Raw genomic sequence first — 22,747 nt, 5'->3', positions numbered from 1 at the left:
GGGCACCAGGGTGCGCGCCCCGGCGGAAGAAAACCATCCGAGCGCTCCCCGGAGCGGTACGGCACCATGTCCCGAATGAGCGAGGAGCACACCGCCCCGGCCGCACTCCCCGACTACGCGGAGCGGGTGCTGGAGGCGGCCGAAAGGATTCCGTCCGGCCGGGTGATGACCTACGGGGACATCGCCGAATGGCTGGAAGAAGGAGGCCCGCGCCAGGTGGGGCGGGTGATGGCCCTCTACGGCGGAGCCGTCCCGTGGTGGCGGGTGGTCCGCGCCGACGGCCTCCCGCTGCCCGGCCACGAACACCGCGCCCTGGAGCACTACCGGGTCGAGGGCACCCCCCTCCGGGACAGCCCCTCCGGCCCCCGCCTCGACATGCCCCGCGCCCGCTGGAACGGCAGCACGAACCGCCCGTAGGACTGACGCCACACCCTCCACGACTGACGCACACCCCCCGGACCGCCCCGCGCCGGTCCGACGGGCGGGCCCCGCGTCCGGGTGGCGGCCGGCGGTGGACGCCGTCACCTGCGCGGCTTCGCCCGCCGGGCCCGGTGCCGTAGCGTTGCCCCTTCGCCCCACGCACCCCTCAGGACCGGACCGGCACCTCACGTGAACACCTCGCCTTCCCACAGCCGTACGCGCACGTCCGACGCGTACCGGCTCGTGCGCGGCGAGCCGGAACCGGTGACTCCTCCTGTCCTGGACGCAGCGCAGCGCGCCGTGGTTGAGCACCGGCCCGGAGCCGGACCCCTGCTGGTCCTCGCCGGACCCGGCACCGGCAAGACCACCACCCTGATCGAGGCGGCCGCCGCCCGTGTGGAGGCCGGTACCGACCCCGCCCGGATCCTGATCCTCACCTTCAGCCGCAAGGCCGCCGTGGAACTCCGCGACCGGGCCGCCGTCCGGCTGGGCGGCGCCCGCGCCCCGCAGGCCACCACCTTCCACTCCTTCTGCTACGCCCTGCTCCGCGCCCACCAGGACGCCGACCTGTACACCGAGCCGCTGCGCCTGCTGTCCGGCCCGGAACAGGACGTCACCGTCCGCGCTCTGCTCGACGGGCAGCGCGAGCTGCGGTCCATCGCCTGGCCGGACGACCTGCGCGCCGCGCTGACCACCCGCGGCTTCGCCGACGAGGTCCGCGCGGTCCTGGCACGCAGCCGGGAACTGGGCCTGGGCCCGGCCGCCCTCGCGGACTTCGCCCGCCGCATCGGCCGGCCCGACTGGGCGGCCGCCTCCGCGTTCCTCTCCGAGTACCTGGACGTCCTCGACCTCCAGGGCACCCTGGACTACCCGGAGCTGCTGCACCGGGCGGTGCTGCTGGCCGACCGCACCCCGTCGGTGGCCGGGCTGTACGACGTGATCTACGTGGACGAGTACCAGGACACCGACGCCTCCCAGCTCCGGCTGCTCCAGGCCCTGACCTCCACCGGCGCCGCACTGGTCGCCTTCGGCGACCCCGACCAGTCGATCTACGCCTTCCGCGGCGCGGACATCAACGGCATCCTCGACTTCGAGGCGGCCTTCCCCGGCGCCGCCGTCACCCCCCTCACCGTCTCCCGCCGCTCCGGCGCCGCCCTGCTGGCCGCGACCCGGCTGCTGACCACCCGGATGCCGGTGCCCCGGCTCCCGTCGGCCGCCGTCCGGGCCCACCGGGACCTGCGGCCCACCCGGCCCGGCGGCCGGGTCGAGGTGCTCACCTATCCGACGGCCGGCGCCGAGCTGGACAACATCGCGGACATCCTGCGCCGGGCCCATCTGGAGGACGGCCTGCCCTGGTCCTCGATGGCCGTCCTGGTCCGGGCCGGCGGCCGCACCCTGCCCTCGATGCGCCGCGCGCTGATCTCGGCGGGCGTCCCGGTGGAGACCGACGGCGCGGACATCCCGCTCCGCCACGAACCCGCCGTCACCCCCCTGCTCACCGCCCTCCGGCTGTGCGCCGAGTCCACGACGGCGCCGGGCTCCCCGTCCCTGATCCCGGCCCCCCGGACCGCGGAGGCCACCCCGGCCGACCCCGCCGGGCCGGAGCCGGCGGAGGACACAGGGCCCGACGCCCCCGGGGCCCCCGCCGGCCCGTGGGCCGCCGAGGTGGCCGTGGAACTGCTCGGCTCCCCGCTCGGCGGGCTGGACGCCGCCGACCTGCGCCGCCTCGGGCGCGCCCTGCGCGAGGAGGAGCGGGCCGCCGGCGAGCTGGTGCCCGCGCCCTCCGACGTCCTGCTGGCCCGCGCCCTCGCCGAACCGGAACGCCTGGTCGCCCACGAGGGGCAGCACGCCCGCGCCGCGCACCGGCTCGGCACCCTGCTCCGCAAGGCCACCGAGCTGCTGGCCGGCGGCGGCACCGCCGAGGAGGCCCTCTGGACCCTCTGGGACGGCACCCCCTGGCCGCAGCGCCTGGAGCGCAACGCCCGCCGGGGCGGCGCCGCCGGCCGCAACGCCGACCGCGACCTCGACGCGGTCTGCGCGCTCTTCGACACCGCCGCCCGCGCGGAGGAACGCACCGGGGGCCGCGGCGCACTCAACTTCCTCGAACAGCTCGAAGCCGAGGACATCGTCGCCGACACCCTCAGCGGCCGCGCCGCCGTCCGCCCCGACGCGGTCCGGCTGATGACCGCCCACCGCTCCAAGGGCCTGGAGTGGAGCCTGGTGGTGGTCGCCGGGGTGCAGGACGGCCTCTGGCCGGACCTGCGCCGCCGCGGCTCCCTCCTCGAAGCCGACCGGATCGGCCCCGACGGCCTCGCCGAACCCCTCACCCCCGGCGCCCTCCTCGCCGAGGAGCGCCGGCTGTTCTACGTGGCCTGCACCCGGGCCCGCGACCGGCTGGTGGTCACCGCGGTCAAGGCCGCCGCCGACGACGGCGACCAGCCCTCCCGGTTCCTCACCGAGCTCGGGGTCGCCCCGCAGGACGTCACCGCCCGCCCCCGCCGCCCGCTCGCCGTACCGGCGCTGCTCGCCGAACTCCGCGCCACCACCGTCGACCCGGCGGCCGGCCCCGAGCTGCGGGACGCGGCCGCCCGCCGGCTCGCCCGGCTGGCCGCGCTCACCGACGAGGAGGGCCGCCCGCTGGTCCCCGCCGCGCACCCGCAGCGCTGGTGGGGCCTGTACGAGCCCACCCGCAGCGCGGTCCCGCTGCGCGACCGGGACCGGCCCGTGGCCCTGTCCGGCAGCGCCCTCGACCAGCTCGCCAACACCTGCTCCCTCCAGTGGTTCCTGGGCCGCGAGGTCAAGGCGGACGCCCCGGCGACCGCCGCCCAGGGCTTCGGCAACGTGGTGCACGTGCTCGCCGACGAGGTCGCCTCCGGCCGCACCCCCGCCGACCTGGGCGTGCTGATGGAGCGCCTGGACTCGGTCTGGGACGCGCTCGCCTTCGACGCACCCTGGAAGTCCCGGCAGGAGAAGGAGAACGCCCGGACCGCCCTGGAGCGCTTCCTGCGCTGGCACCACTCCGACCGGGCCGGCCGCACCCCGGTGGCCACCGAGCAGGACTTCGACGTCACCCTGGAGGCCGGCGGCCACACCGTCCGGATCCGCGGCTCCATGGACCGGGTCGAGGCCGACCCGCAGGGCCGCGCGTACGTCGTGGACTTCAAGACCGGCAAGGCAGCCCCCACCAGGGACCAGGTGGCCCGCCACCCGCAGCTCGCCGTCTACCAGCTGGCCGTCCGGGAGGGCGCCGTCGACCAGCACTTCGACGGCGCCCGCCCGGAACCCGGCGGCGCCGAGCTGGTCCATCTGCGGCAGGGCAAGGAGGAACCGAAGGTGCAGGCGCAGCAGGCGCTGCACCGGGACCCCTCGGGGGAGTGGGTCGGCGAGCTCCTCGCCACGGCCGCCGGCCGGGTCCTGGACGAGCGCTTCGCCCCCGCCACCGGCAGCCACTGCGACCACTGCTCCTTCCGCAGCGCGTGCAGCGCCCGCCCGGAGGGCCGCCAGACCGTGGAATAGCCCGTACGGCCGGGGCCCGGCCGGCCCCGGTCGCTACGGCCCGCAGACCGGGGCCCGCGCGCCGGGGCGGCGGGGGCTGTCGGTGACCGGGGCTAGCCTTGACGGGTGTCTGTACGCGCCCCCCGCCTCACCGATCCCGAGCAGCTCAAGGAGCTCCTCGGCATCCCCTTCACGCCCGAACAGACCGCCTGCATCACCGCCCCGCCCGCCCCCCAGGTGATCGTGGCCGGAGCCGGGTCCGGCAAGACCACCGTGATGGCCGCCCGGGTCGTCTGGCTGGTCGGCACCGGCCAGGTGGCCCCCGCCCAGGTGCTCGGCCTGACCTTCACCAACAAGGCGGCCGGGGAGCTCGCCGAGCGCGTCCGCAAGGCCCTCGGGCAGGCCGGCATCACCGACCCCGACCCCTCCCCGGCCGAGTCCGCCGCCGATCCGGAGGCCGCCGGGGAACCGCGGATCTCCACCTACCACGCCTTCGCCGGACAGCTCCTCAAGGACCACGGACTGCGCATCGGCCTGGAGCCCAGCGCCCGCCTGCTCGCCGACGCCACCCGCTTCCAGCTCGCCGCGAAGGTGCTCCGGGAGGCCCCCGGCCCGTACCCCTCGCTCACCCGCTCGCTGCCCGACCTGGTCGGCGACCTCCTCGCGCTGGACGCCGAGCTCTCCGAGCACCTGGTCCGGCCGGACGCGCTCCGCGCGCACGACACCGCCCTCCTCGATACCCTGGCCGGCACCAGGCTCACCAACGAGGACCTCCGCAAGGTCCCCGAGACCGCCCGTGCCCGACTGGAGCTGCTGGAACTCGTCGGCCGCTACCGGGCCGCCAAACGCTCCCGCGACCTCCTCGACTTCAGTGACCAGATAGCGCTCTGCGCGGAGCTCGCCACCACCCGCCCCGAGGTGGGGGCACTGCTCCGCGAGGAGTTCCGGATCGTCCTCCTGGACGAGTACCAGGACACCTCCGTCGCCCAGCGGCTGCTGCTCTCCGGGCTCTTCGGCGGCGGCACCGGCCATGCCGTCACCGCCGTCGGCGACCCCTGCCAGGCCATCTACGGCTGGCGCGGCGCCTCCGTGGCCAACCTCGACGACTTCCCCGAGCACTTCCCGCACGCCGACGGCCGCCCCGCCGCCCGGCAGTCCCTGAGCGAGAACCGGCGCAGCGGCGGCCGCCTCCTCGACCTCGCCAACACCCTGGCCGCCCCCCTGCGGACCATGCACGAGGGAGTGGAGGCCCTGCGCCCCGCCGAGGGCGACGAGCACAAGGGGTTCGTCCGCTGCGCCCTCCTCGACACCCACGCCGAGGAACTGGACTGGCTGGCCGACTCGATCGCCCACCGGGTCCGCACCGGCACCCAGCCCAGGGACATCGCCGTCCTCTGCCGCTCCGGCGGGGACTTCGCCGCCATCCAGGCCGCGCTGGTGGCCCGCGAGGTCCCGGTGGAGGTGGTCGGCCTGGCCGGGCTGCTGCACCTCCCCGAGGTCGCCGACCTGGTGGCCGTCTGCGAGGTCCTCCAGGACCCCGGGGCGAACGCCGCGCTGGTCCGGCTGCTGGTCGGCCCGCGCTGGCGGATCGGCGCCCGGGACCTGGCCCTGCTGGGCCGCCGGGCCCGGCTGCTGGTGCACCGCGGGAACGGCCCGGAAGCCGACCCGGACCTGCGGCTGGCCGCCGCCGTCGAGGGCGTGGACCCGGCGGAGATCGTCTCGCTGTCCGACGCCCTGGAGACCTTCCTCGGCACCGCACCGGAAGGCGGGGACGGCGCCGACGACGGCCTGCCGTTCTCCGCCGACGCCCGGATCCGGTTCGCCCACCTGGCCCGGGAGCTCCGCGACCTGCGCCGCTCCCTCGCCGACCCGCTGATGGACGTCCTGCACCGGGTGCTGTCCACCACCGGGCTGGACGTGGAGCTCGCCGCCTCCCCGCACGCGCTGGCCGCCCGCCGCCGGGAGACCCTGTCCAACTTCCTGGACGTGGCCGCCGGCTTCGCCGCCCTCGACGGCGAGGCCTCGCTGCTCGCCTTCCTGTCCTTCCTGCGGACCGCCGCCCGCTACGAGAAGGGCCTGGACAACGCCCTGCCCGGCGGCGAGAACACCGTCAAGGTGCTCACCGCCCACAAGTCCAAGGGCCTGGAATGGGACGTGGTCGCCGTCCCCGGGCTGTTCGCGGGGGCCTTCCCGAAGGAGAAGCCCCCGGAGGCCTGGACCGCCCACCCCCGGGTGCTGCCGTACGCGCTGCGCGGCGACGCCCCCACCCTGCCCGCGGAGCCGGCCTGGACCTCGGCCGGCCTGAAGGCCTTCAAGGCCGAACTGAAGCGGCACAAGGCGGTGGAGGAGCTCCGCCTCGGCTACGTCACCTTCACCCGGCCGCGCTCCCTGCTGCTCGCCTCCGGCCACTGGTGGGGCCCCAGCCAGAAGCGCCGCCGCGGCCCCTCCGCGTTCCTGGACGCCCTGTACGAGCACTGCGCGGCCGGGTTCGGCGAGATCGAGGCCTGGGCCGGGGAACCGGACCCGGAGGCGGAGAACCCGACCCTGGCCGCCGAGTCCGCCTCCCCGGACCACTCCTGGCCGCTGCCCCTGGACCCCGACTCCCTCCGGCTGCGCCGCGCGGCCGCCGCCCTGGTCGAATCCCACCTCTCCGCCCCGCCGCCCCCGGCCCCCGCCCCCGACCCCGCCGCCGAGGACGACTACCTCTGGCCCCCGGACTGCGAGGAACCGGACTTCGAGGAGCCGGACTACGAGGAACCGGACGACGACCCGGACCAGGACGGCGACCCCGGCCCCGGCCCCGGCCCCGACCCCGACCCCGAGCCCGCCGAAGCCGAGGCCCTGACACACGGGGACCTGACACACGAGGACGCCAGAACCATCGCCTCCTGGGACCGTGACCTCGACGCGCTGGAGGGCGAGCTCCGGCGCGCCCGCGCGGCCGTCCGGGACGTCCCGCTGCCGCCCTCCCTCTCCGCCAGCGACCTGCTCCGCCTGGCCGCCGACGAGCAGGGCTTCGTACGGGAACTCGCCCGCCCCATGCCCCGCCCGCCGCAGCCCGCGGCCCGTCAGGGCACCCGGTTCCACGCCTGGGTGGAGTCCCGGTTCGAGGACCTCCCGCTGCCGCTGCTCGACGTACTGGACCCGGCCACCGGCCTCCCCGGCTCCGACCAGGAGATCGCCGACGCCCAGGACCTGGCCGGTCTGAAGGAGGCCTTCGAGCGCGGCCCGTACGCCGACCGGACCCCGTACCGGATGGAGGTGGCCGTCCAGCTGACCCTGGCCGGCCGGGTGATCCGGGGCCGGATCGACGCCGTTTACCGCACCGAGGACGGCGGCTTCGAGATCGTCGACTGGAAGACCGGCCGGACCGCCGAGGCCGACCCCCTCCAGCTCGCCGTGTACCGCCTGGCCTGGGCCGAGACCACCGGCACCCCCCTCGACCGGGTGACCGCCGCCTTCCTGCACGTCCGCAGCGGGAAGGTGGTCAGGCCCCGGAACCTGCCCGGCCGGGAGCGCCTTGAGAGGATCCTCCTAGGCAAAACGGACCCGGAAGGCGACCCCGGACCGGACGGCTAGGCTCGTCTTCATGAGCCCCACCACGGACAGCGCCGTCCGCGCGTACATCGAAGAGCACCGCACCGCCTTCCTCGACGACCTCGCGGACTGGCTCCGCATCCCCTCCGTGTCGGCCCAGCCGGAACACGCCGGGGACGTGCGGCGCAGCGCCGACTGGCTGGCCGCCAGGCTCGCCGCCACCGGCTTCCCGACCGCCGAGGTCTGGGAGACCCCGGGTGCCCCGGCCGTCTTCGCGCACTGGCCGAGCGAGGACCCCGAGGCGCCCACCGTGCTGGTCTACGGCCACCACGACGTCCAGCCCGCCGCCCTCGCCGACGGCTGGCACACCGAGCCGTTCGAGCCGGTGGTCCGGGACGGCCGGATGTACGGGCGGGGGGCCGCGGACGACAAGGGACAGGTGTTCTTCCACACCCTCGGGGTCCGCGCCCACCTCGCGGCCACCGGCCGTACCGCCCCCGCCGTGCACCTCAAGCTGCTGATCGAGGGCGAGGAGGAGTCCGGCTCCACCCACTTCCGCGCCCTGGTCGAGGCGCGGGCCGCGGAACTGGCCGCCGACGTGGTGATCGTCTCCGACACCGGCATGTGGAACGAGACCACCCCCACCGTCTGCACCGGGATGCGCGGCATCGCCGACTGCGAGATCGAGCTGCACGGGCCCGACCAGGACATCCACTCCGGGGCCTTCGGCGGGGCCGTGCCCAACCCGGCCACCGTCGCCGCCCGGCTGGTCGCCGCCCTGCACGACGCCGACGAGCGGGTCACCGTCCCCGGCTTCTACGACAACATCGCCGAGCTGACCGTGGCCGAGCGCGAGCTGATCGCCGAGCTCCCCTTCGACGAGTCCGAGTGGCTGCGCACGGCCAAGTCGTACGGCACCCTCGGCGAGGCCGGCTACTCCACCCTGGAACGGGTCTGGGCCCGGCCGACCGCCGAGGTCAACGGCATCGGGGGCGGCTACCAGGGGCCCGGCGGGAAGACCATCGTGCCCTCCTCCGCCCAGCTGAAGCTGTCGTTCCGGCTGGTCTCCGGACAGGACCCCCACACGATCGAGACGGCCGTCTCGGAGTGGATCGCCGCCCGGATCCCGGACGGCATCCGGCACTCCGTCACCTGGGGCGCCCCCACCCGGCCCTGTCTGACCCCGCTGGACCACCCGGCCCTGCGGTCCGTGGTCCGGGCCATGGAGCGGGCCTTCGGGGAGAAGGTCCGGTTCACCCGTGAGGGCGGCTCCGGGCCGGCCGCCGACCTCCAGGACGTGCTCGGCGCACCCGTCCTGTTCCTCGGCATCTCCGTACCGTCCGACGGCTGGCACTCCCCGAACGAGAAGGTCGAGCTCGACCTCCTCCTCAAGGGCGTGGAGACCGCCGCCCACCTGTGGGGGGACCTGGCGGAGAACTGGACCGCCGAACCCCGCTGAACCACCGCACCCACACACCGCACCGCATCCGAACCAGCGCGCCTGCTGCCTGTCCCACCACCGGGGGAGTTGGAAGTACCTGTGAGCATCTCGACCGAGCGGCCCGTCACCCTGACCGCGCCCAGCGGCATCGACCGCGCCGCCCACCACCGCCTCGACGAGGCCTGGCTCGCGGCGGCCTGGAGCCACCCCACGACCCGGGTGTTCGTGGTCTCCGGCGGCCAGGTGCTGATCGACGACGACCCGGACGGCGGCACCGGGATCGTGATGACCCCGGCCTTCGACGCCCCGCTCACCGAGACCCACCGCTACTTCCTGGGCACCGACGAGGACGGGGTCAGCTACTTCGCCCTCCAGAAGGACTCGCTGCCGGGCCGGATGGACCAGCAGGCCCGGCCGGCCGGACTCCGCGAGGCGGGCCTGCTGCTGCCCCCGAGGGACGCCGCCCTGATGGTGCACGCGGTGGCCCTGGAGAACTGGCAGCGGATGCACCGGTTCTGCTCCCGCTGCGGAGAGCGCACGGTGGTCGCGGCGGCCGGCCACATCCGCCGCTGCCCCGGCTGCGGCGCCGAGCACTACCCGCGCACCGACCCGGCCGTGATCATGCTGGTCACGGACGAGCACGACCGCGCCCTGCTCGGCCGCCAGGTGCACTGGCCGGAGGGCCGCTTCTCCACGCTGGCCGGCTTCGTGGAGCCCGGGGAGTCCATCGAGCAGTCGGTGATCCGCGAGGTCTGGGAGGAGGCGGGGGTGAAGGTCGGCACCGTCGAGTACGTCGCCAGCCAGCCCTGGCCCTTCCCGTACAGCCTGATGCTCGGGTTCACCGCCCGCGCGGTCACCTCCGAGATCAACGTGGACGGGGAGGAGATCCAGGAGGCCCGCTGGTTCTCCCGGGACGACCTGCGCACCGCCATCGAGAACGGCGAGGTGCTGCCCCCCTCGGGGATCTCCATCGCCGCCCGCCTGGTCGAGCTCTGGTACGGCAAGCCGCTGCCCAGGCCCACGGTCTGAGCCCCCGAGCCCCCGGACGCGCGCAGGGCCCCCGCCGGAGCGGGGGCCCTGCGCATGTCCGCCGCGGCGCGGGTCAGACGGCGAGCGCCTGCTGGACCTGGGCCAGGCTCGGGTTGGTCATGACCGACTCGGTGCCCGCCGGGGAGACGATGAGGACGGTCGGAACGGTCTGGTTGCCACCGTTCGCCTTCTCGACGAAGGCCGCGGACGCGGGGTCCTGCTCGATGTTGATCTCGGTGTAGGCGATGCCCTCGCGGTCCATCTGGCTCTTCAGCCGGCGGCAGTAGCCGCACCAGGTGGTGCTGTACATCGTCACGGAGCCCTTGTCCTGCATGGCGGCGCTCTCCTTCGGGGGGCGGGGTCGGATCCAGGTAGTCGAACGCGCGGGACCCCCGGCTCATTCCCGCCTGTGGACAACTTTCCCGGTCGGCGCACCCGACCTGGCAGCATGGTCGGGTGACAGCAGCAACGCACTCCTCATCCTTCCCGGCCGTCGCCGAGTCCGCCGACGCGGTGCTCCTGGGCCTGGACCCGGAGCAGCGCGAGGTCGCCACGGCCCTGCGCGGGCCGGTGTGCGTGCTCGCGGGCGCCGGCACCGGCAAGACCCGGGCCATCACCCACCGCATCGCCTACGGGGTCCGTTCCGGCCAGCTGATGCCCGCCAGCGTGCTCGCCGTCACCTTCACCAACCGGGCCGCCGGGGAGATGCGCGGCCGGCTCCGCGCCCTCGGCGCGGGCGGGGTCCAGGCCCGGACCTTCCACTCCGCGGCCCTCCGCCAGCTCCAGTACTTCTGGCCGAAAGCCGTCGGCGGCGAGCTGCCCCGGCTGGTCGAGCGCAAGATCCAGCTGGTCGCCGAGGCCGGAGCCCGCTGCCGGGTCCGCCTCGACCGCAACGAGCTCCGCGACGTCACCGGCGAGATCGAATGGGCCAAGGTCACCCAGACGGTGCCCGCCGACTATCCGGCGGCCGCCCTCAAGGCCGGCCGCGAGGCCCCCCGGGACATGGCCGAAATCGCGCAGATCTACGGCACCTACGAACAGCTCAAACGCGACCGCGGAATGATCGACTTCGAGGACGTGCTGCTGCTCACCGTCGGCATCCTCCAGGACCGCCAGGACATCGCCCAGACCATCCGGACCCAGTACCAGCACTTCGTGGTCGACGAGTACCAGGACGTCAGCCCGCTCCAGCAGCGGTTGCTGGAGCTCTGGCTCGGCGACCGGGACAGCCTGTGCGTGGTCGGCGACGCCAGCCAGACCATCTACTCCTTCACCGGCGCCACCCCCGACCACCTGCTGACCTTCCGCTCCCGGTACCCGCAGGCCACCGTGGTCAAGCTGGTCCGCGACTACCGCTCCACCCCCCAGGTGGTCCACCTGGCCAACGGGGTCCTCGCCCAGGCCCGCGGCCGCGCCGCCGAACACCGGCTGGAACTGGTCTCCCAGCGCGAGCCCGGCCCCGACCCCTGCTACGCCGAGTATCCGGACGAACCCGCCGAGGCCGAGGGGGTCGCCCGCCGGATCCGCGACCTGATCGCCGCCGGGGTGCCGGCCGGCGAGATCGCCGTCCTCTACCGGATCAACGCCCAGTCCGAGGTCTACGAACAGGCCCTGGCCGACGCCGGAGTCCCGTACCAGCTGCGCGGCGCCGAGCGCTTCTTCGAGCGCCCCGAGGTCCAGAAGGCCCTGATCACCCTCCGCGGGGCCGCCCACTCCCGGGCCAACGACCCCCTGCTGGCGGATGTGGTCGAGCTGCCCTCCCAGGTCCGCGCGGTGCTCAGCGCGAGCGGCTGGACCCCCGAGCCGCCGGCCGGCTCGGGAGCCGTCCGGGACCAGTGGGAGTCCCTGGCCGCCCTGGTCCGGGTCGCCGAGGACTTCGCCCGGGCCCGCCCGGACGCCACCCTGTCCGACCTCACCGTCGAACTGGAGGAGCGCCGGGCCGCCCAGCACGCCCCGACCATCCAGGGGGTCACCCTCGCCTCCCTGCACGCGGCCAAGGGCCTGGAGTGGGACGCCGTGTTCGTGGCCGGGCTGACCGACGGCATGATGCCGATCACCTACGCCAAGACCGACGAGCAGATCGAGGAGGAGCGCCGGCTGCTCTATGTCGGGGTCACCCGGGCCCGGGTGCACCTGACCCTGTCCTGGTCCCTGTCCCGGGCCCCCGGCGGCCGGGCCGCCCGCAAGCCCAGCCGCTTCCTGAACGGCCTGCGGCCCGGCTCCGCGGCCCCGGCCGGCCGGATCGCCGCCGAGGTCCTCACGCGCAAGCGGGGCCGCCGGGGCCCGGTGCTGTGCCGGGTCTGCGGCAAGACGCTCACCGAGGCCGGCGAGCTGAAACTGATGCGCTGCGAAGACTGTCCGTCCGACATGGACGAAGGACTCTACGAACGCCTCCGGGACTGGCGGGCGGATCAGGCGAGGCTCCAAGGACTGCCCGCGTACTGCGTCTTCACCGACAAGACCCTGATGGCGATCGCCGAGGCCGCGCCCGCCGAGGCCGGCGAGCTCTCGATGATCTCGGGCGTCGGCGGCCGCAAGCTCGACCGCTACGGAGCCGATGTCCTGGCCATCTGCGCAGGTCAGGAGCCCGGCGAGGGCCTCGGGGACGACGCGTGAAAACTCGTCGGAAAAATAGTTTGCACATGCCCGGGCAAGCCCCATAGGTTCTTAACCACGAGAACAACGGCTTCTCCGAAGCCCTGTCCTTGTGCTGTACTTATCCGAATACGTGCGGGACCGGCCCACCAGCCAGTCCCACCAGAGACGCCGAGAGGAGGCGAGACCAGTGATCAGCTTCAAGACCGAAACCAAAATGACCGATCGTCCGGTCGTCGCTTCCTGCCTGCTCGGCTCCTCCACGCTTCTCGCCGCGCCCGCTTTCCTGGGTCAGGGCACCGGTCTGTCCGCGATTCCCGCGAACAGCGCCGCCCTCCTGTCCGGTCTGCCGGTCCGTGAGCGCAATGAGCGACCGACCCAGGCACCGGTGGCAGTAGTGAAGGACCAGGCAGCCCATGGCGCCTATGCCTTTGCCGCGACCGGTGCCGGATCCGGCAAGCAGACGACGACGCAGCACCACCTGATGTGGGCCTTCCGCGGGCTCGAACCCTGGAGTGATCCAGCCTGATCGCATGATCAGGCCGGCGCCTTCAGGGCCGCGGAACCCCACCCGGGATCCGCGGCCCTTCTGTTTGTCCCCGAACGGGGACGACGGAGCGAAGGGGCCTCGGGACTGGCAAGACCAGGTACCAGCAGCCGACCCCCGGCCAACCAGGCCGGACCGACTAGTCACCCAAGACGAGGAAGAAAACACCGTGCAACTCGAAGCGCACGCCCCGTCCGTACCGCAGAACCGAACGATCTCCCCGCTCGCAGTCCCGGAGGACTCCACCTTGACCCCGCCCGCTCCGCTCACCGCGCTCACCGCGCTCGATGACGCCATCGAGAACCTCGGTGCCCCCGTCCCCTGCCGCTCCTTCGACCCCGAGGTCTTCTTCGCCGAGTCCCCGGCCGACGTCGAGTACGCCAAGTCCCTCTGCCGCACCTGCCCGCTCGTCGAGGCCTGCCTCGCCGGAGCGCAGGAGCGCCGCGAGCCCTGGGGCGTCTGGGGTGGCGAGCTCTTCGTCCAGGGTGTGGTCGTCGCCCGCAAGCGGCCGCGTGGCCGCCCGCGCAAGAACCCGGTCACGGCATGAAAGCCACCGGAACCATCGACCGCCCCCTGACGCACGACCCCCTGAAGCAGGCCCTCATGACCCCCCACGCCACCAGCGAGCAGACCGCCACCGAAGCGGCCTCCGCCACCGCAGACTTCATCACCACCGGCGCGATCACCTCGCGTCAGAACAGGACCCGCGAAATGCAACTCATCCCAGAAGCCCTGGCTCGTGCCCATATGGCCGACCGGCTGCGTGAGGCCCAGGAGGACCAGCGGGCCATCCGCCTGGTCACCGCGCGCCGCATGCAGCGCCGGGCCGAGCGCGCCTCGCTGCGCGCCCGGCGCGCGCTCGCCATGGCCGTCATGAACTGATGGCGGACGCCATCACCTGATGCCATCCGGGGGGACCGGTCCGAACGGACCGGTCCCCCCGGTGCGTTGCCTCCCCGGAGACCCCGCGCGGAGGTACCGTCCGGAGGTGGACCAGCCGACTCCCCACCCCGCACCCGCGGACCCCGAGGCACGGACCGCGGTGTGCGCCCTGTGCGGCGCCCGCTCTCCCGAAGGGGCCCCGCTCACCTGGACCTGCTCCGTCGAGAACGGAGTCCGGCAGTACTTCTGCCAGGACTGCGCCCGGACCCATATCCGGTCCATCGAGGGCAGACTCGACTCCTCCTGGTGGTGACCCGCCCGCCGCGGCTCAGTCCTCGGCGAGGAACCCCGGCAGCCAGGCCTCCAGTTCGTCCCGCAGCCGGACCCGCGCCCCCAGCTGGCACAGCACCCCGATGGTGCTCAGCGTGACCCGGTGGATCAGCAGGTACGAGGGCGGCAGGTTGAGCTGCTTGCCCAGCTGGTGCGCGGGGGAGCGCGGGTCCGCGATCCGCGCCGCCTGACCGCGCATCCACCCCCGGGTGAAGGTGAACTCCTCGACCACCGCCGGCTCGATGATCGGCCGCAGATAGTCGAGCACCGCGTCCGGGTCGAGCTCGATGGACTCCTTCACGAACCCCTCGGCGCACAACTGCCCGTAGACCGCCTCGGCGTCCCCCCGCAGGGTCAGCCGCAGCGAGGCCCCGATGGACGCGGGCAGCCCGCCCGGCAGCCGGTCCACCGTCCCGAAGTCCAGCACGCCCAGCCGCACCGCACCGTCCGCCCCCGTCACCAGCCGGAAGTTCCCCGGGTGCGGATCCGCGTGCAACAGCCCCGTCCGGGCCGGGCCGGAGAACAGGAACCGCGCCAGCAGCTGCCCGGCCCGGTCCCGCTCCGCCTCCGTGCCGCCGGTGATCACCTCGGACAGCGGAACGCCCTCGATCCATTCGGTGACCAGCACCTGATCGCCCTGGTGCACCACATCCGGCACCAGCACGTCCGGATCCCCCTCGAAGGCCTCCGCGTGGATCCGCTGGGCCTCCGCCTCCAGCTCGTAGTCCAACTCCTCGGCGACCCGGTCCCGCAGCTCCCGGATCAGCGGCTTGATGTCCATGCCCGGGATCAGCGGGCCCAGCAGCCCGGCGAACCGGCCCAGCTGCTTCAGATCCGACAGCAGCGCCTCCCCGGCCCCCGGATACTGCACCTTGACCGCGACCTCCCGGCCGTCGTGCCACACCGCCCGGTGCACCTGCCCGATCGAGGCGGCCGCCGCCGGCTTGTCCTCGAAGGAGACGAACCGCTCCCGCCAGTCCGCACCCAGCCGCTCCGCCAGCACCCGGTGCACCGTGGCCGTCGGCAGCGGCGGCGCCGCCTCCTGCAACTTGGTCAGCGCGGCCCGGTACGGCCCGGCCACCTCCTCCGGCAGTGCCGACTCGAACACCGACAGGGCCTGCCCGAACTTCATGGCACCCCCCTTGAGCTCCCCGAGCACCCGGAACAGCTGCTCCGCGGTGCGCTGCTGGAGCTCCCGCGCCACGATCTCGGCGGACTTCCCGCCGATCCGCTTGCCCAGCCCCCAGGTGGCCCGGCCCGCTATGCCCAGCGGCAGCGCGGCAAGCTTCGCGGTCCGGGTGACCGCCTTCCGGGGAAGATCGGACATATGCCCCTCCAGTGCCCTGACGCCCGCGCCGCAAGCGGCCGTTACCCGGCCATTGTGTCCTGTGACCACGGGGCCGCGGACGAGTCCCCCCGGCCAGAACCGGCGGCCCCGCAGGGGCACTCCGGATGAGGGGCCAGCTCGGTGTGCTCCCAGTGGAGTCCGGGGAGCGCCGCCTCCCACCGGCCCCCGGTGGACGCGGGCAGCTCACCGTCCAGGAAGGACAGCGCGTGGGCCGCCGCCAGACCGGCCACCGCCGTGGCCAGACCCAGCTCACAGGCCGGCACCGCCCGGCGGCGGTGCGCCGACCGCCACTGCACCAGCAGCCGGGGCCAGGCCGGATCCCGGCCGATCCGCTCCCGCTCCATACAGCCCGCGCAGGCCGTCCCCCCGGGCAGCACCAGCGGCCCCACCATCCCGGTGCCCTCCAGCACCCCCGCGTACAGATGCGGGATCCCCGCCGAGACCCATCCCGCCGCGAGGTCCGGATCCGGGGCCCAGGACTGGAGTCCGTCCCTCGGAGCGACCACCACCAGGGCCGGTGCCGACACCCCGGCCGACCGGCCCGCCGCTCTCGGGGGCCGCCCCACGGAGGCGCCCCGGACCAGCGAGGCCGCCGCCTCCGCCCGCATCAGTCCCACGCTCTGCGGGTCCAGTCCGCCCGGGGCCAGGTCCCCCGGCTCCACCCGCCCGCCGTCCAGCACCTCCACCCGGCCCACCCCGGCCGCCGCCAGCACCGCCGCGACCGCCGCCCCGACCCGGCCCGCCCCGCGCACCTGGACCCGGACCGCCCGGCGGGCCGCCAGCCCCTCCTGGGCGCCGGCCGGGGCCGGCCGCACCACCGCCAGCGAGCCCAGATCGGGACCCAGCCGCTCCGGCGCCTCCCGGCACTGCTCCCGGGCGGCCGGATCGCCCGCCGTCGCGTCCTCGATCAGACCGGCCCCCACCAGCCTCCGGACCAGCTCGTCCGCCCGCCCCTCCGGCAGGCCCAGCGCCCGGGCGTCCGCCCGCAGCAGGTCCATGCCCCGGGTCCCGTCGATCCGGTCGATCAGCGACCCGGTCGCCGTGTCCACCGGACCCAGCACCACCGCGTGCGCCGGGGTCACCCCGAACTGCACGGTCTGCAGATCCCGCCAGGCCCTCGCCAGCACCGGCTTCACCTTCGGATACATCGCCATTCCCCCTCCGACACGGACCGTCCACCGCCATGCGACGAGAATGCCCGCCCCGCCCCCGGCCATGGATTCCGTTGTCCACAGCCCCCTCCATTCGTCACACGAGATGACGGGACGTCGGTCGGGAGCAGCGGGTACCGTCGTGCCGTGTCCGCCGATCCACCGCACCGCCCCGTCGAGGTCCGCCGGAGCGCGCGCCGCCGCAGGACCGTATCCGCCTACCGGGAGGGTGACCGTACGGTCGTGCTCATCCCTGCCCGGATGTCCGAGGCCGAGGAGCGCCGCTGGGTGGGCGTGATGCTGGACAAACTGGCCGCCCAGGAGAGCCGCCGGACCCTGGGCGACGCGGAACTGACGGAGCGCGCCGAGCGTCTGTCCGAGCAGTACTTCGACGGGCGGGCCCGTCCCCGCTCGGTGCGCTGGGTCACCAACCAGAACACCCGGTGGGGGTCCTGCACCCCGGCCGAGGGCAGCATCCGGCTGTCCCACCGCCTCCAGGGAATGCCGGAGTACGTGGTCGACTACGTGCTGCTGCACGAGCTGGCGCACCTGCTGGTGCCCGGCCACGGACCGCTCTTCTGGGAACTCCTGGAGGGGTATCCGCGGACCGAGCGGGCGCGCGGCTACCTGGAGGGCGTGGTGGCCGCGGAGCGGCTGCCGAAGCCGCCCGCCGAACCAGGGGACTGACAGCCGGTCAGCCGGCGGCGGGGTCCGCCCGGACACCTGCTTGGCCGAATGTGAGCCGCTCCGGATAGCCTGACGGCACGCATTCACTTTCGGATGGGGGACGGTCGGAGCGTATGGCCAGGGAATTCCAGCGCGGCCACAAGGCCAAGATCAGCGATCTGACGGCGGGGACGGATCTGTACGTGGGCGTGCAGATCGCCGCCCCGGGTCTGTCGTTCGACATCAGCTGCTTCGGGCTCGACGCCGACGAGCAGCTCTCCGACGACCGGTACTTCATCTTCTTCAACCAGCCCAAATCGCCCGAGGAGTCGATCCAGCAGCTCGGGCCGCAGTCCGGTGACACCGAGTCCTTCCGGGTGACCCTCGACCGGATCCCGCCCTCCGTGCACAAGCTGTCGTTCACCGCGACCGTGGACGGCGACGGGACCATGTCCCAGGTCGGCCCCGGATACATCCGGATCGTCGCGGGCGGCGAGGAGGTCGTCCGGTACGCCTTCTCCGGTGCGGAGTTCAGCACCGAGCGCGCGGTGATGCTCGGCGACTTCTACCTCAAGGACGTCTGGCGGTTCGCCGCCGTCGGCCAGGGGTTCGACGGCGGTCTGGACGCCCTGCTGCGGAACTTCGGCGGCGAGGTCGCCGAGGAGCAGCCGCCGGCCCCGGCCCCGGCCGAGCCCCCGGCCGCCGCCCCCGCCTTCGCCCCGCCCGCCTTCCAGGCCCCGCCGTCGGCCCCGGCCCCCGCCGCCTTCCAGGCCCCGCCCGCGCCGGCCCCGCCCGCGCCGGCCCCGCCCGCGCCGGCCCCCTTCCAGGCCCCGGCCCCGCCGGCCCCCGCGCCCGCCCCGGTCCCGGTGCAGGCCCCCGCGCCCGCCCCGGCCTTCGGCAGTCCCGCCCCGCAGACCGCCTCCTTCGGCTCCCCGCCGCCGTTCGGTGCCGTCCCCGCCCCGGCCCCGCAGGGTCCCCCCGGCGTCCCGACGGCCCCGCCCTTCGGTGCCGTCCCGCCGCCCGGCGCCCCGATGGCCCCGCCGTTCGGCGCCGCCCAGTCGCTGGCCCCGGTGCCCCCGGAAGCCGGACTCCGCGCGGTCCTCACCAAGTACGCCGAGGCGGCCGTCGGCGACCGCTGGACCGAGCAGAACCCCCAGCAGGTCCGGGTCACCCTCACCAAGAACCAGGGCATCCTGGCCAAACAGGGCACCATGGTGGCCTACCAGGGCGACATCGACTTCGCCCACAAGGGCTCCGGTCTGCTCGGCAAGCTCACCGGCCAGCTCACCGGCCAGGGCATGTCCCTGATGCGCTGCTCCGGTGACGGCGAGGTGTTCCTCGCCGACGAGGCCAGCCGGCTCTTCGTGATCCGCCTCGAAGGCGCCGACCAGCTGTACACCAGCGCCCAGGGGGTCCTCGCCTTCGACGAGTCCCTGGAGACCGAGGTCCGCCGGATCGAAGGGGCCGGCCTGCCCGGCGGTGGCCTGTTCTCGATGCTCTTCTCCGGCACCGGAGCCGTGGTCGTCAAGACCCGCGGCACCCCGGTGGTGCTCCCCGTCGGTCCCGCCACCTATGTCGACGGCAACGCCGTGATCGCCTGGTCGGCCGGTGCCCAGGCGGTCACCACCACCGCGCTGCGGCTGCGCCGCTCCGGGTACGCCAGCCGGACCGGGGAGGCCGTGAACCTCCAGTTCCGCGGAGCGCCCGGGAACTTCGTCGTCGTACAGCCCTTCGAGGTGTAAGGCAGTCATGGACACGCAGACACTCGACGCCCACCGGGTCGCCACCACCGGCCTGCGGATGGCCGTCCACAACTCCAAGACCCTCAAAGTCACGATGATCACCGGCCAGGACCTGATCGCCAAGGCCGGCTCGATGATCGCCTACGAGGGGTACGTCCAGTTCCACGCGGCCCCCGCGAGCCTGCGCCGCTCCGCCGAGGAGATGGTCACCGGCGAGGGCGGCAAGCTGATGCTCTGCCAGGGCGACGGGGACCTCTTCCTCGCCGACTACGGCGCCGACGTCCTGGTCGTCCACCTCGACAACGAGGCCCTCTCGGTCAACGGCGCCACCCTGCTGGCCTGCGACGCCACCCTCCAGCTGGCCATCGAGCCGGTCAAGGGACTGGCGAAGCTCTCCGGCTCCGGACTCACCAACCTGGTGATCCGCGGCACCGGCTGGGTCGCCCTGGTCAGCCGCGGCCTGCCCACCGTCCTCGACTGCGCCGAACGCGAGACGTACGTCGACCCGGACGCCCTCATCGGCTGGACCACCGGGCTCGAACTGAAGCCCAAGCGGACCATCAAGGCGAGCGCGCTGATCGGCCGGGGCAGCGGCGAAGCCCTCCAGATCGGCTTCAAGGGCCAGGGCTTCGTGATCGTCCAGCCCAGCGAGGACACCGGCGACCGATTCAAGATCCGGGGCTGAGAGGAGCACCGAGTCACCATGCACAGCACACTCTTCGCGCACGTCCCGGTCCAGTCCACCGGCCGCTACACCCTGCAGAACTCCCAGCTGCTCAAGGCCGAGGTCGGCCCCGGCAGCGGCTCCGTCCTCGCCCGGCAGGGCGCGATGGTCGCCTTCGAGGGACAGATCGACTTCCAGAGCCAGTACCGGAACAACAGCTGGCGCAACGTCCGCCAGATGACCGGCGAGGGCCTGGAGCTCATGAAGTGCAAGGGCCAGGGCAATGTCTACCTGGCCAACTTCGCCCAGCACATCCATGTGATGGAGGTGGGCCGGGGCATCACCGTGGACAGCAAGTCCGTCCTCGCCTTCGACTCCACCCTCGGGGTCGGCATCGTCGCCATCGACAGCGCCGTCGAGATCGCCTCGGCCGGGGCGTACAACCTGGAGCTCACCGGCACCGGGCAGGTCGCCCTGCTCACCTCCGGCGAGCCGCTGGCCCTGCAGGCCGGACCGAACAAGAACATCTGCGTGGACGCCGACGCCGTCATCGCCTGGTCCACCACCCTGCGCACCCAGCTCCAGGCCCCCACCTCCAGCTCCGGGGTGTGGCGCCGCCGGGGATCCACCGGGGAGGGCTGGGAGATGCACTTCCAGGGCGAGGGATACGTCCTGGTGCAGCCCAGCGAGCTGCTTCCGCCCACCCATCTGCGGGGCGGGGTCCTCGGCCTGGGCATGCGCGGCAACTCGCTCGGCGGCAGCCGCGCCTGACCCCCGCGCGCCCACCCGCCCGGAGACGGGCGGAGGCACCGCGGCACCGCGCCCGCGGCACCGCGCCCGTGACACGGCGAAGGGGCGGCCACCGGATTCCCGGGGGCCGCCCCTTCCGTCCACCGCGGCTCTCAGAGCCGCGCCAGCGTCGCCTCCAGCAGCCGCACCACCGACTCGTCGGCCACCCCGGCCACCTCCTCGTACCCGAACCAGCGCAGGTCCAGCGACTCCTCGCTGATCGCCGACACCGCCCCGGCCGGGGCCAGCGCCGCGTACTGCACGTCCAGGTGCCAGTTGCAGGGGGCCGGGATCGGATGCCGGTCCAGCCGGACCGGACCGCCCGCCAGCAGGGTCAGCCCCGAGCCGATCCCCGACTCCTCGACGGCCTCGCGCAGCGCCACCGCCGCCAGGGTGGGGTCACCCGGCTCGCAGTGGCCGCCCATCTGCAGCCACATGCCCAGCTTCTTGTGCAGGGTCAGCAGCACCCGGCCCGCCGACGGGTCGATCACCAGCGCGCTGCCCGTGACGTGCCCCGCCCCACAGGGCTTGTAGACCCCGTCCGGATGGGCCGCCAGATGCTCCAGATAGACGTCCCGCAGTGCGAGCTGGCCCGCTTCACCGCCGCCCTGGTACTCCTTGAGCACCAGGACCGCGTCCTCGAACAGACTCACTTCTCGTCTTCGCCCTTGTCCTCGCGCTGCTCGGCGGCCTCGCCGAGCATCTTGTCGATCTCCGAGAAGTCCAGCTGCTCCCGGTGCACGAACCCGTCCGGGTCGTCCAGGTCGGAGGCGGTCGGCAGCATGTCCGGGTGCTCCCAGAGGCCGTCCCGGCCGTCCACCCCGCGCGCGTCGGTGAGCGAGGCCCACAGCCGCGAGGCGTCCCGCAGCCGGCGCGGCCGCAGCTCCAGCCCGATCAGGGTGGCGAAGGTCTGCTCCGCCGGACCGCCCGAGGCGCGCCGCCGGCGCAGGGTCTCGCGCAGGGCGTCGGCCGAGGTCAGCCGGGGCTTGGCGGCCTCGTGGACCACCGCGTCCACCCAGCCCTCGACCAGCGCGAGCGCGGTCTCCAGCCGGGCCAGCGCCGCCTTCTGCTCCGGGGTGTCCTGCGGCTGGAACATTCCGCCCTGGAGGGCCTCCTGCAGCTGCTCCGGGTTCGACGGGTCGAGCTGGCCGACCACGTCCTCCAGCTTGGAGGTGTCGACCTTGATCCCCCGGGCGTAGCCCTCGACCGCGCCGAACAGGTGCGAGCGCAGCCACGGGACGTGCGCGAACAGCCGGGCGTGCGCCGCCTCGCGCAGCGCCAGGTACAGCCGGACCTCGTCCGAGGGGACGCCCAGGTCCTTGCCGAAGGCCTCGATGTTCAGCGGCAGCAGGGCCGCCTTCCCGGCCGGACCCAGCGGCAGACCCACGTCGGTGGAGCCGACGACCTCGCCCGCGAGCGCGCCCACCGCCTGGCCGATCTGCTGGCCGAACATGGCCCCGCCCATGGAGCGCATCATGCCGAGCAGCGGGCCCGCCATCGCCTGCATCTCCTCGGGCAGCACCTGGCCCATGGCCGCGCCGACCCGCTCGGCGACCGGGTCGACGAGCTCCTTCCACACCGGAAGGGTGGCCTCCACCCACTCGGCGCGGCTCCAGGCCACCGCCGTCCCGGCACCGGAGGGCAGCGAGGTGACGCTGTCCAGCCACAGGTCGGCCAGCCGGACGGCCTCCTCGACGGCGGCCTTCTCGGCCACGCCGACGCTGGCGTCCTTCACCCCGTCCGCGGTGCCCTGGGCCACCGTCTGGCGGGCGATGTCCTTGGCCATGTCCCAGTTCACGGGACCGCCCTCGTAGCTCAGCATCTGGCCGAGCTGCTGGAAGGCGGCGCCCAGGTCGTTCGGGTTCATGTTCATGGAGCCGAACATCGCGGCGAACGGGTTGTCCGCACCGCCGGGCAGGCCGGAGAACCCGAACGGATTCGCCGGACCGCCCTGGCCGCCGGCCGGGCCGCCCTGGTCGCCCTTCTTCTTGCCCTCGTCGCCGTTCTCCGGCTCCTCGGGCGGAAGGCCGAATCCGAATGGGGTGTCACTCACGGGTTTCCTCGGCTCGTAGGGCCGCCGGCTCGGGCCGGCGGGCAATGGTCCGACAACA

The 22,747-nt window shown here is 74.1% G+C and carries 19 protein-coding genes; 14 read left to right on the top strand and 5 right to left on the bottom strand.

Annotated elements, in window-relative coordinates; translation table 11 throughout:
* The first annotated feature begins 75 nt into the window (after nucleotides 1-75).
* The 5 genes from ACZ50K_RS08765 to nudC all read left to right on the top strand — a co-directional run bounded on the left by ACZ50K_RS08765 (nucleotide 76) and on the right by nudC (nucleotide 9,922).
* Nucleotides 76-417 (top strand): MGMT family protein, encoded by a 342-nt coding sequence (locus tag ACZ50K_RS08765; RefSeq protein ID WP_468899320.1) that lies wholly within the window; start codon nucleotides 76-78, stop codon nucleotides 415-417.
* A gap of 192 nt (nucleotides 418-609) precedes the next feature.
* Entirely contained in the window at nucleotides 610-3,936 is a 3,327-nt protein-coding gene (locus ACZ50K_RS08760) for an ATP-dependent helicase (protein WP_468899317.1), read from the top strand.
* A 105-nt stretch (nucleotides 3,937-4,041) separates the two neighbouring features.
* On the top strand, nucleotides 4,042-7,494 hold the full coding sequence (locus tag ACZ50K_RS08755; RefSeq protein ID WP_468899314.1) for a UvrD-helicase domain-containing protein: 3,453 nt from the start codon (nucleotides 4,042-4,044) through the stop codon (nucleotides 7,492-7,494).
* A gap of 10 nt (nucleotides 7,495-7,504) precedes the next feature.
* Nucleotides 7,505-8,911: a dipeptidase gene (locus ACZ50K_RS08750; RefSeq protein ID WP_468899311.1), complete on the top strand. Its 1,407-nt coding sequence runs from the start codon at nucleotides 7,505-7,507 to the stop codon at nucleotides 8,909-8,911.
* A 69-nt stretch (nucleotides 8,912-8,980) separates the two neighbouring features.
* Entirely contained in the window at nucleotides 8,981-9,922 is a 942-nt protein-coding gene (gene nudC / locus ACZ50K_RS08745; RefSeq protein ID WP_468899308.1) for an NAD(+) diphosphatase, read from the top strand.
* A gap of 73 nt (nucleotides 9,923-9,995) precedes the next feature.
* Here the strand turns inward: nudC and ACZ50K_RS08740 are convergent, their stop codons facing one another.
* Nucleotides 9,996-10,256, bottom strand: coding sequence for a glutaredoxin family protein (locus ACZ50K_RS08740; protein ID WP_468899306.1), 261 nt, complete (start codon nucleotides 10,254-10,256; stop codon nucleotides 9,996-9,998).
* Between the two features lie 65 nt (nucleotides 10,257-10,321).
* On the opposite strand from ACZ50K_RS08740, the gene ACZ50K_RS08735 reads away from it, so the two are divergent.
* From ACZ50K_RS08735 to ACZ50K_RS08715, 5 genes are all read left to right on the top strand, one after another.
* Nucleotides 10,322-12,538 (top strand): ATP-dependent DNA helicase UvrD2, encoded by a 2,217-nt coding sequence (locus tag ACZ50K_RS08735; RefSeq protein WP_468899908.1) that lies wholly within the window; start codon nucleotides 10,322-10,324, stop codon nucleotides 12,536-12,538.
* Between the two features lie 169 nt (nucleotides 12,539-12,707).
* Nucleotides 12,708-13,046 (top strand): hypothetical protein, encoded by a 339-nt coding sequence (locus tag ACZ50K_RS08730; RefSeq protein ID WP_468899304.1) that lies wholly within the window; start codon nucleotides 12,708-12,710, stop codon nucleotides 13,044-13,046.
* 187 nt (nucleotides 13,047-13,233) lie between these two features.
* Nucleotides 13,234-13,611: a WhiB family transcriptional regulator gene (locus ACZ50K_RS08725; protein WP_468899302.1), complete on the top strand. Its 378-nt coding sequence runs from the start codon at nucleotides 13,234-13,236 to the stop codon at nucleotides 13,609-13,611.
* The gene (locus ACZ50K_RS08720) at nucleotides 13,608-13,946 is read left to right on the top strand and encodes a hypothetical protein (RefSeq protein ID WP_468899300.1); all 339 of its coding nucleotides are present in this window, start codon (nucleotides 13,608-13,610) and stop codon (nucleotides 13,944-13,946) included. The genes ACZ50K_RS08725 and ACZ50K_RS08720 overlap by 4 nt, the downstream gene beginning before the upstream one ends.
* A gap of 106 nt (nucleotides 13,947-14,052) precedes the next feature.
* Nucleotides 14,053-14,259: a hypothetical protein gene (locus tag ACZ50K_RS08715; protein ID WP_468899297.1), complete on the top strand. Its 207-nt coding sequence runs from the start codon at nucleotides 14,053-14,055 to the stop codon at nucleotides 14,257-14,259.
* A 15-nt stretch (nucleotides 14,260-14,274) separates the two neighbouring features.
* Here ACZ50K_RS08715 and ACZ50K_RS08710 read toward each other — a convergent pair whose 3' ends face one another.
* Nucleotides 14,275-15,603 (bottom strand): ABC1 kinase family protein, encoded by a 1,329-nt coding sequence (locus ACZ50K_RS08710; protein ID WP_468899295.1) that lies wholly within the window; start codon nucleotides 15,601-15,603, stop codon nucleotides 14,275-14,277.
* 41 nt (nucleotides 15,604-15,644) lie between these two features.
* Nucleotides 15,645-16,772 (bottom strand): TOMM precursor leader peptide-binding protein, encoded by a 1,128-nt coding sequence (locus ACZ50K_RS08705; protein ID WP_468899906.1) that lies wholly within the window; start codon nucleotides 16,770-16,772, stop codon nucleotides 15,645-15,647.
* 150 nt (nucleotides 16,773-16,922) lie between these two features.
* Between ACZ50K_RS08705 and ACZ50K_RS08700 the strand changes: the two genes are divergently transcribed.
* The 4 genes from ACZ50K_RS08700 to ACZ50K_RS08685 all read left to right on the top strand — a co-directional run bounded on the left by ACZ50K_RS08700 (nucleotide 16,923) and on the right by ACZ50K_RS08685 (nucleotide 20,618).
* Complete coding sequence (locus ACZ50K_RS08700) at nucleotides 16,923-17,462, top strand: M48 metallopeptidase family protein (protein ID WP_468899292.1); 540 nt, start codon at nucleotides 16,923-16,925, stop codon at nucleotides 17,460-17,462.
* Nucleotides 17,463-17,575: 113 nt separating this feature from the next.
* Nucleotides 17,576-19,183: a TerD family protein gene (locus ACZ50K_RS08695; protein WP_468899289.1), complete on the top strand. Its 1,608-nt coding sequence runs from the start codon at nucleotides 17,576-17,578 to the stop codon at nucleotides 19,181-19,183.
* Between the two features lie 7 nt (nucleotides 19,184-19,190).
* Nucleotides 19,191-19,868 (top strand): AIM24 family protein, encoded by a 678-nt coding sequence (locus tag ACZ50K_RS08690; RefSeq protein ID WP_468899286.1) that lies wholly within the window; start codon nucleotides 19,191-19,193, stop codon nucleotides 19,866-19,868.
* 18 nt (nucleotides 19,869-19,886) lie between these two features.
* Complete coding sequence (locus tag ACZ50K_RS08685; protein WP_468899283.1) at nucleotides 19,887-20,618, top strand: AIM24 family protein; 732 nt, start codon at nucleotides 19,887-19,889, stop codon at nucleotides 20,616-20,618.
* A 131-nt stretch (nucleotides 20,619-20,749) separates the two neighbouring features.
* Here the strand turns inward: ACZ50K_RS08685 and ACZ50K_RS08680 are convergent, their stop codons facing one another.
* Together ACZ50K_RS08680 and ACZ50K_RS08675 are read right to left on the bottom strand one after the other, a co-directional pair.
* Entirely contained in the window at nucleotides 20,750-21,289 is a 540-nt protein-coding gene (locus ACZ50K_RS08680; RefSeq protein ID WP_468899281.1) for an NUDIX hydrolase, read from the bottom strand.
* On the bottom strand, nucleotides 21,286-22,689 hold the full coding sequence (locus tag ACZ50K_RS08675) for a zinc-dependent metalloprotease (RefSeq protein ID WP_468899279.1): 1,404 nt from the start codon (nucleotides 22,687-22,689) through the stop codon (nucleotides 21,286-21,288). The genes ACZ50K_RS08680 and ACZ50K_RS08675 overlap by 4 nt, the downstream gene beginning before the upstream one ends.
* Nucleotides 22,690-22,747: the final 58 nt, after the last annotated feature.

The sequence above is a fragment of the Streptomyces sp. NPDC033845 genome (assembly GCF_055576225.1).
The sequence above is the reverse complement of the archived record's forward strand: the minus strand, read 5'-3'. Positions and strand labels throughout refer to the sequence as shown.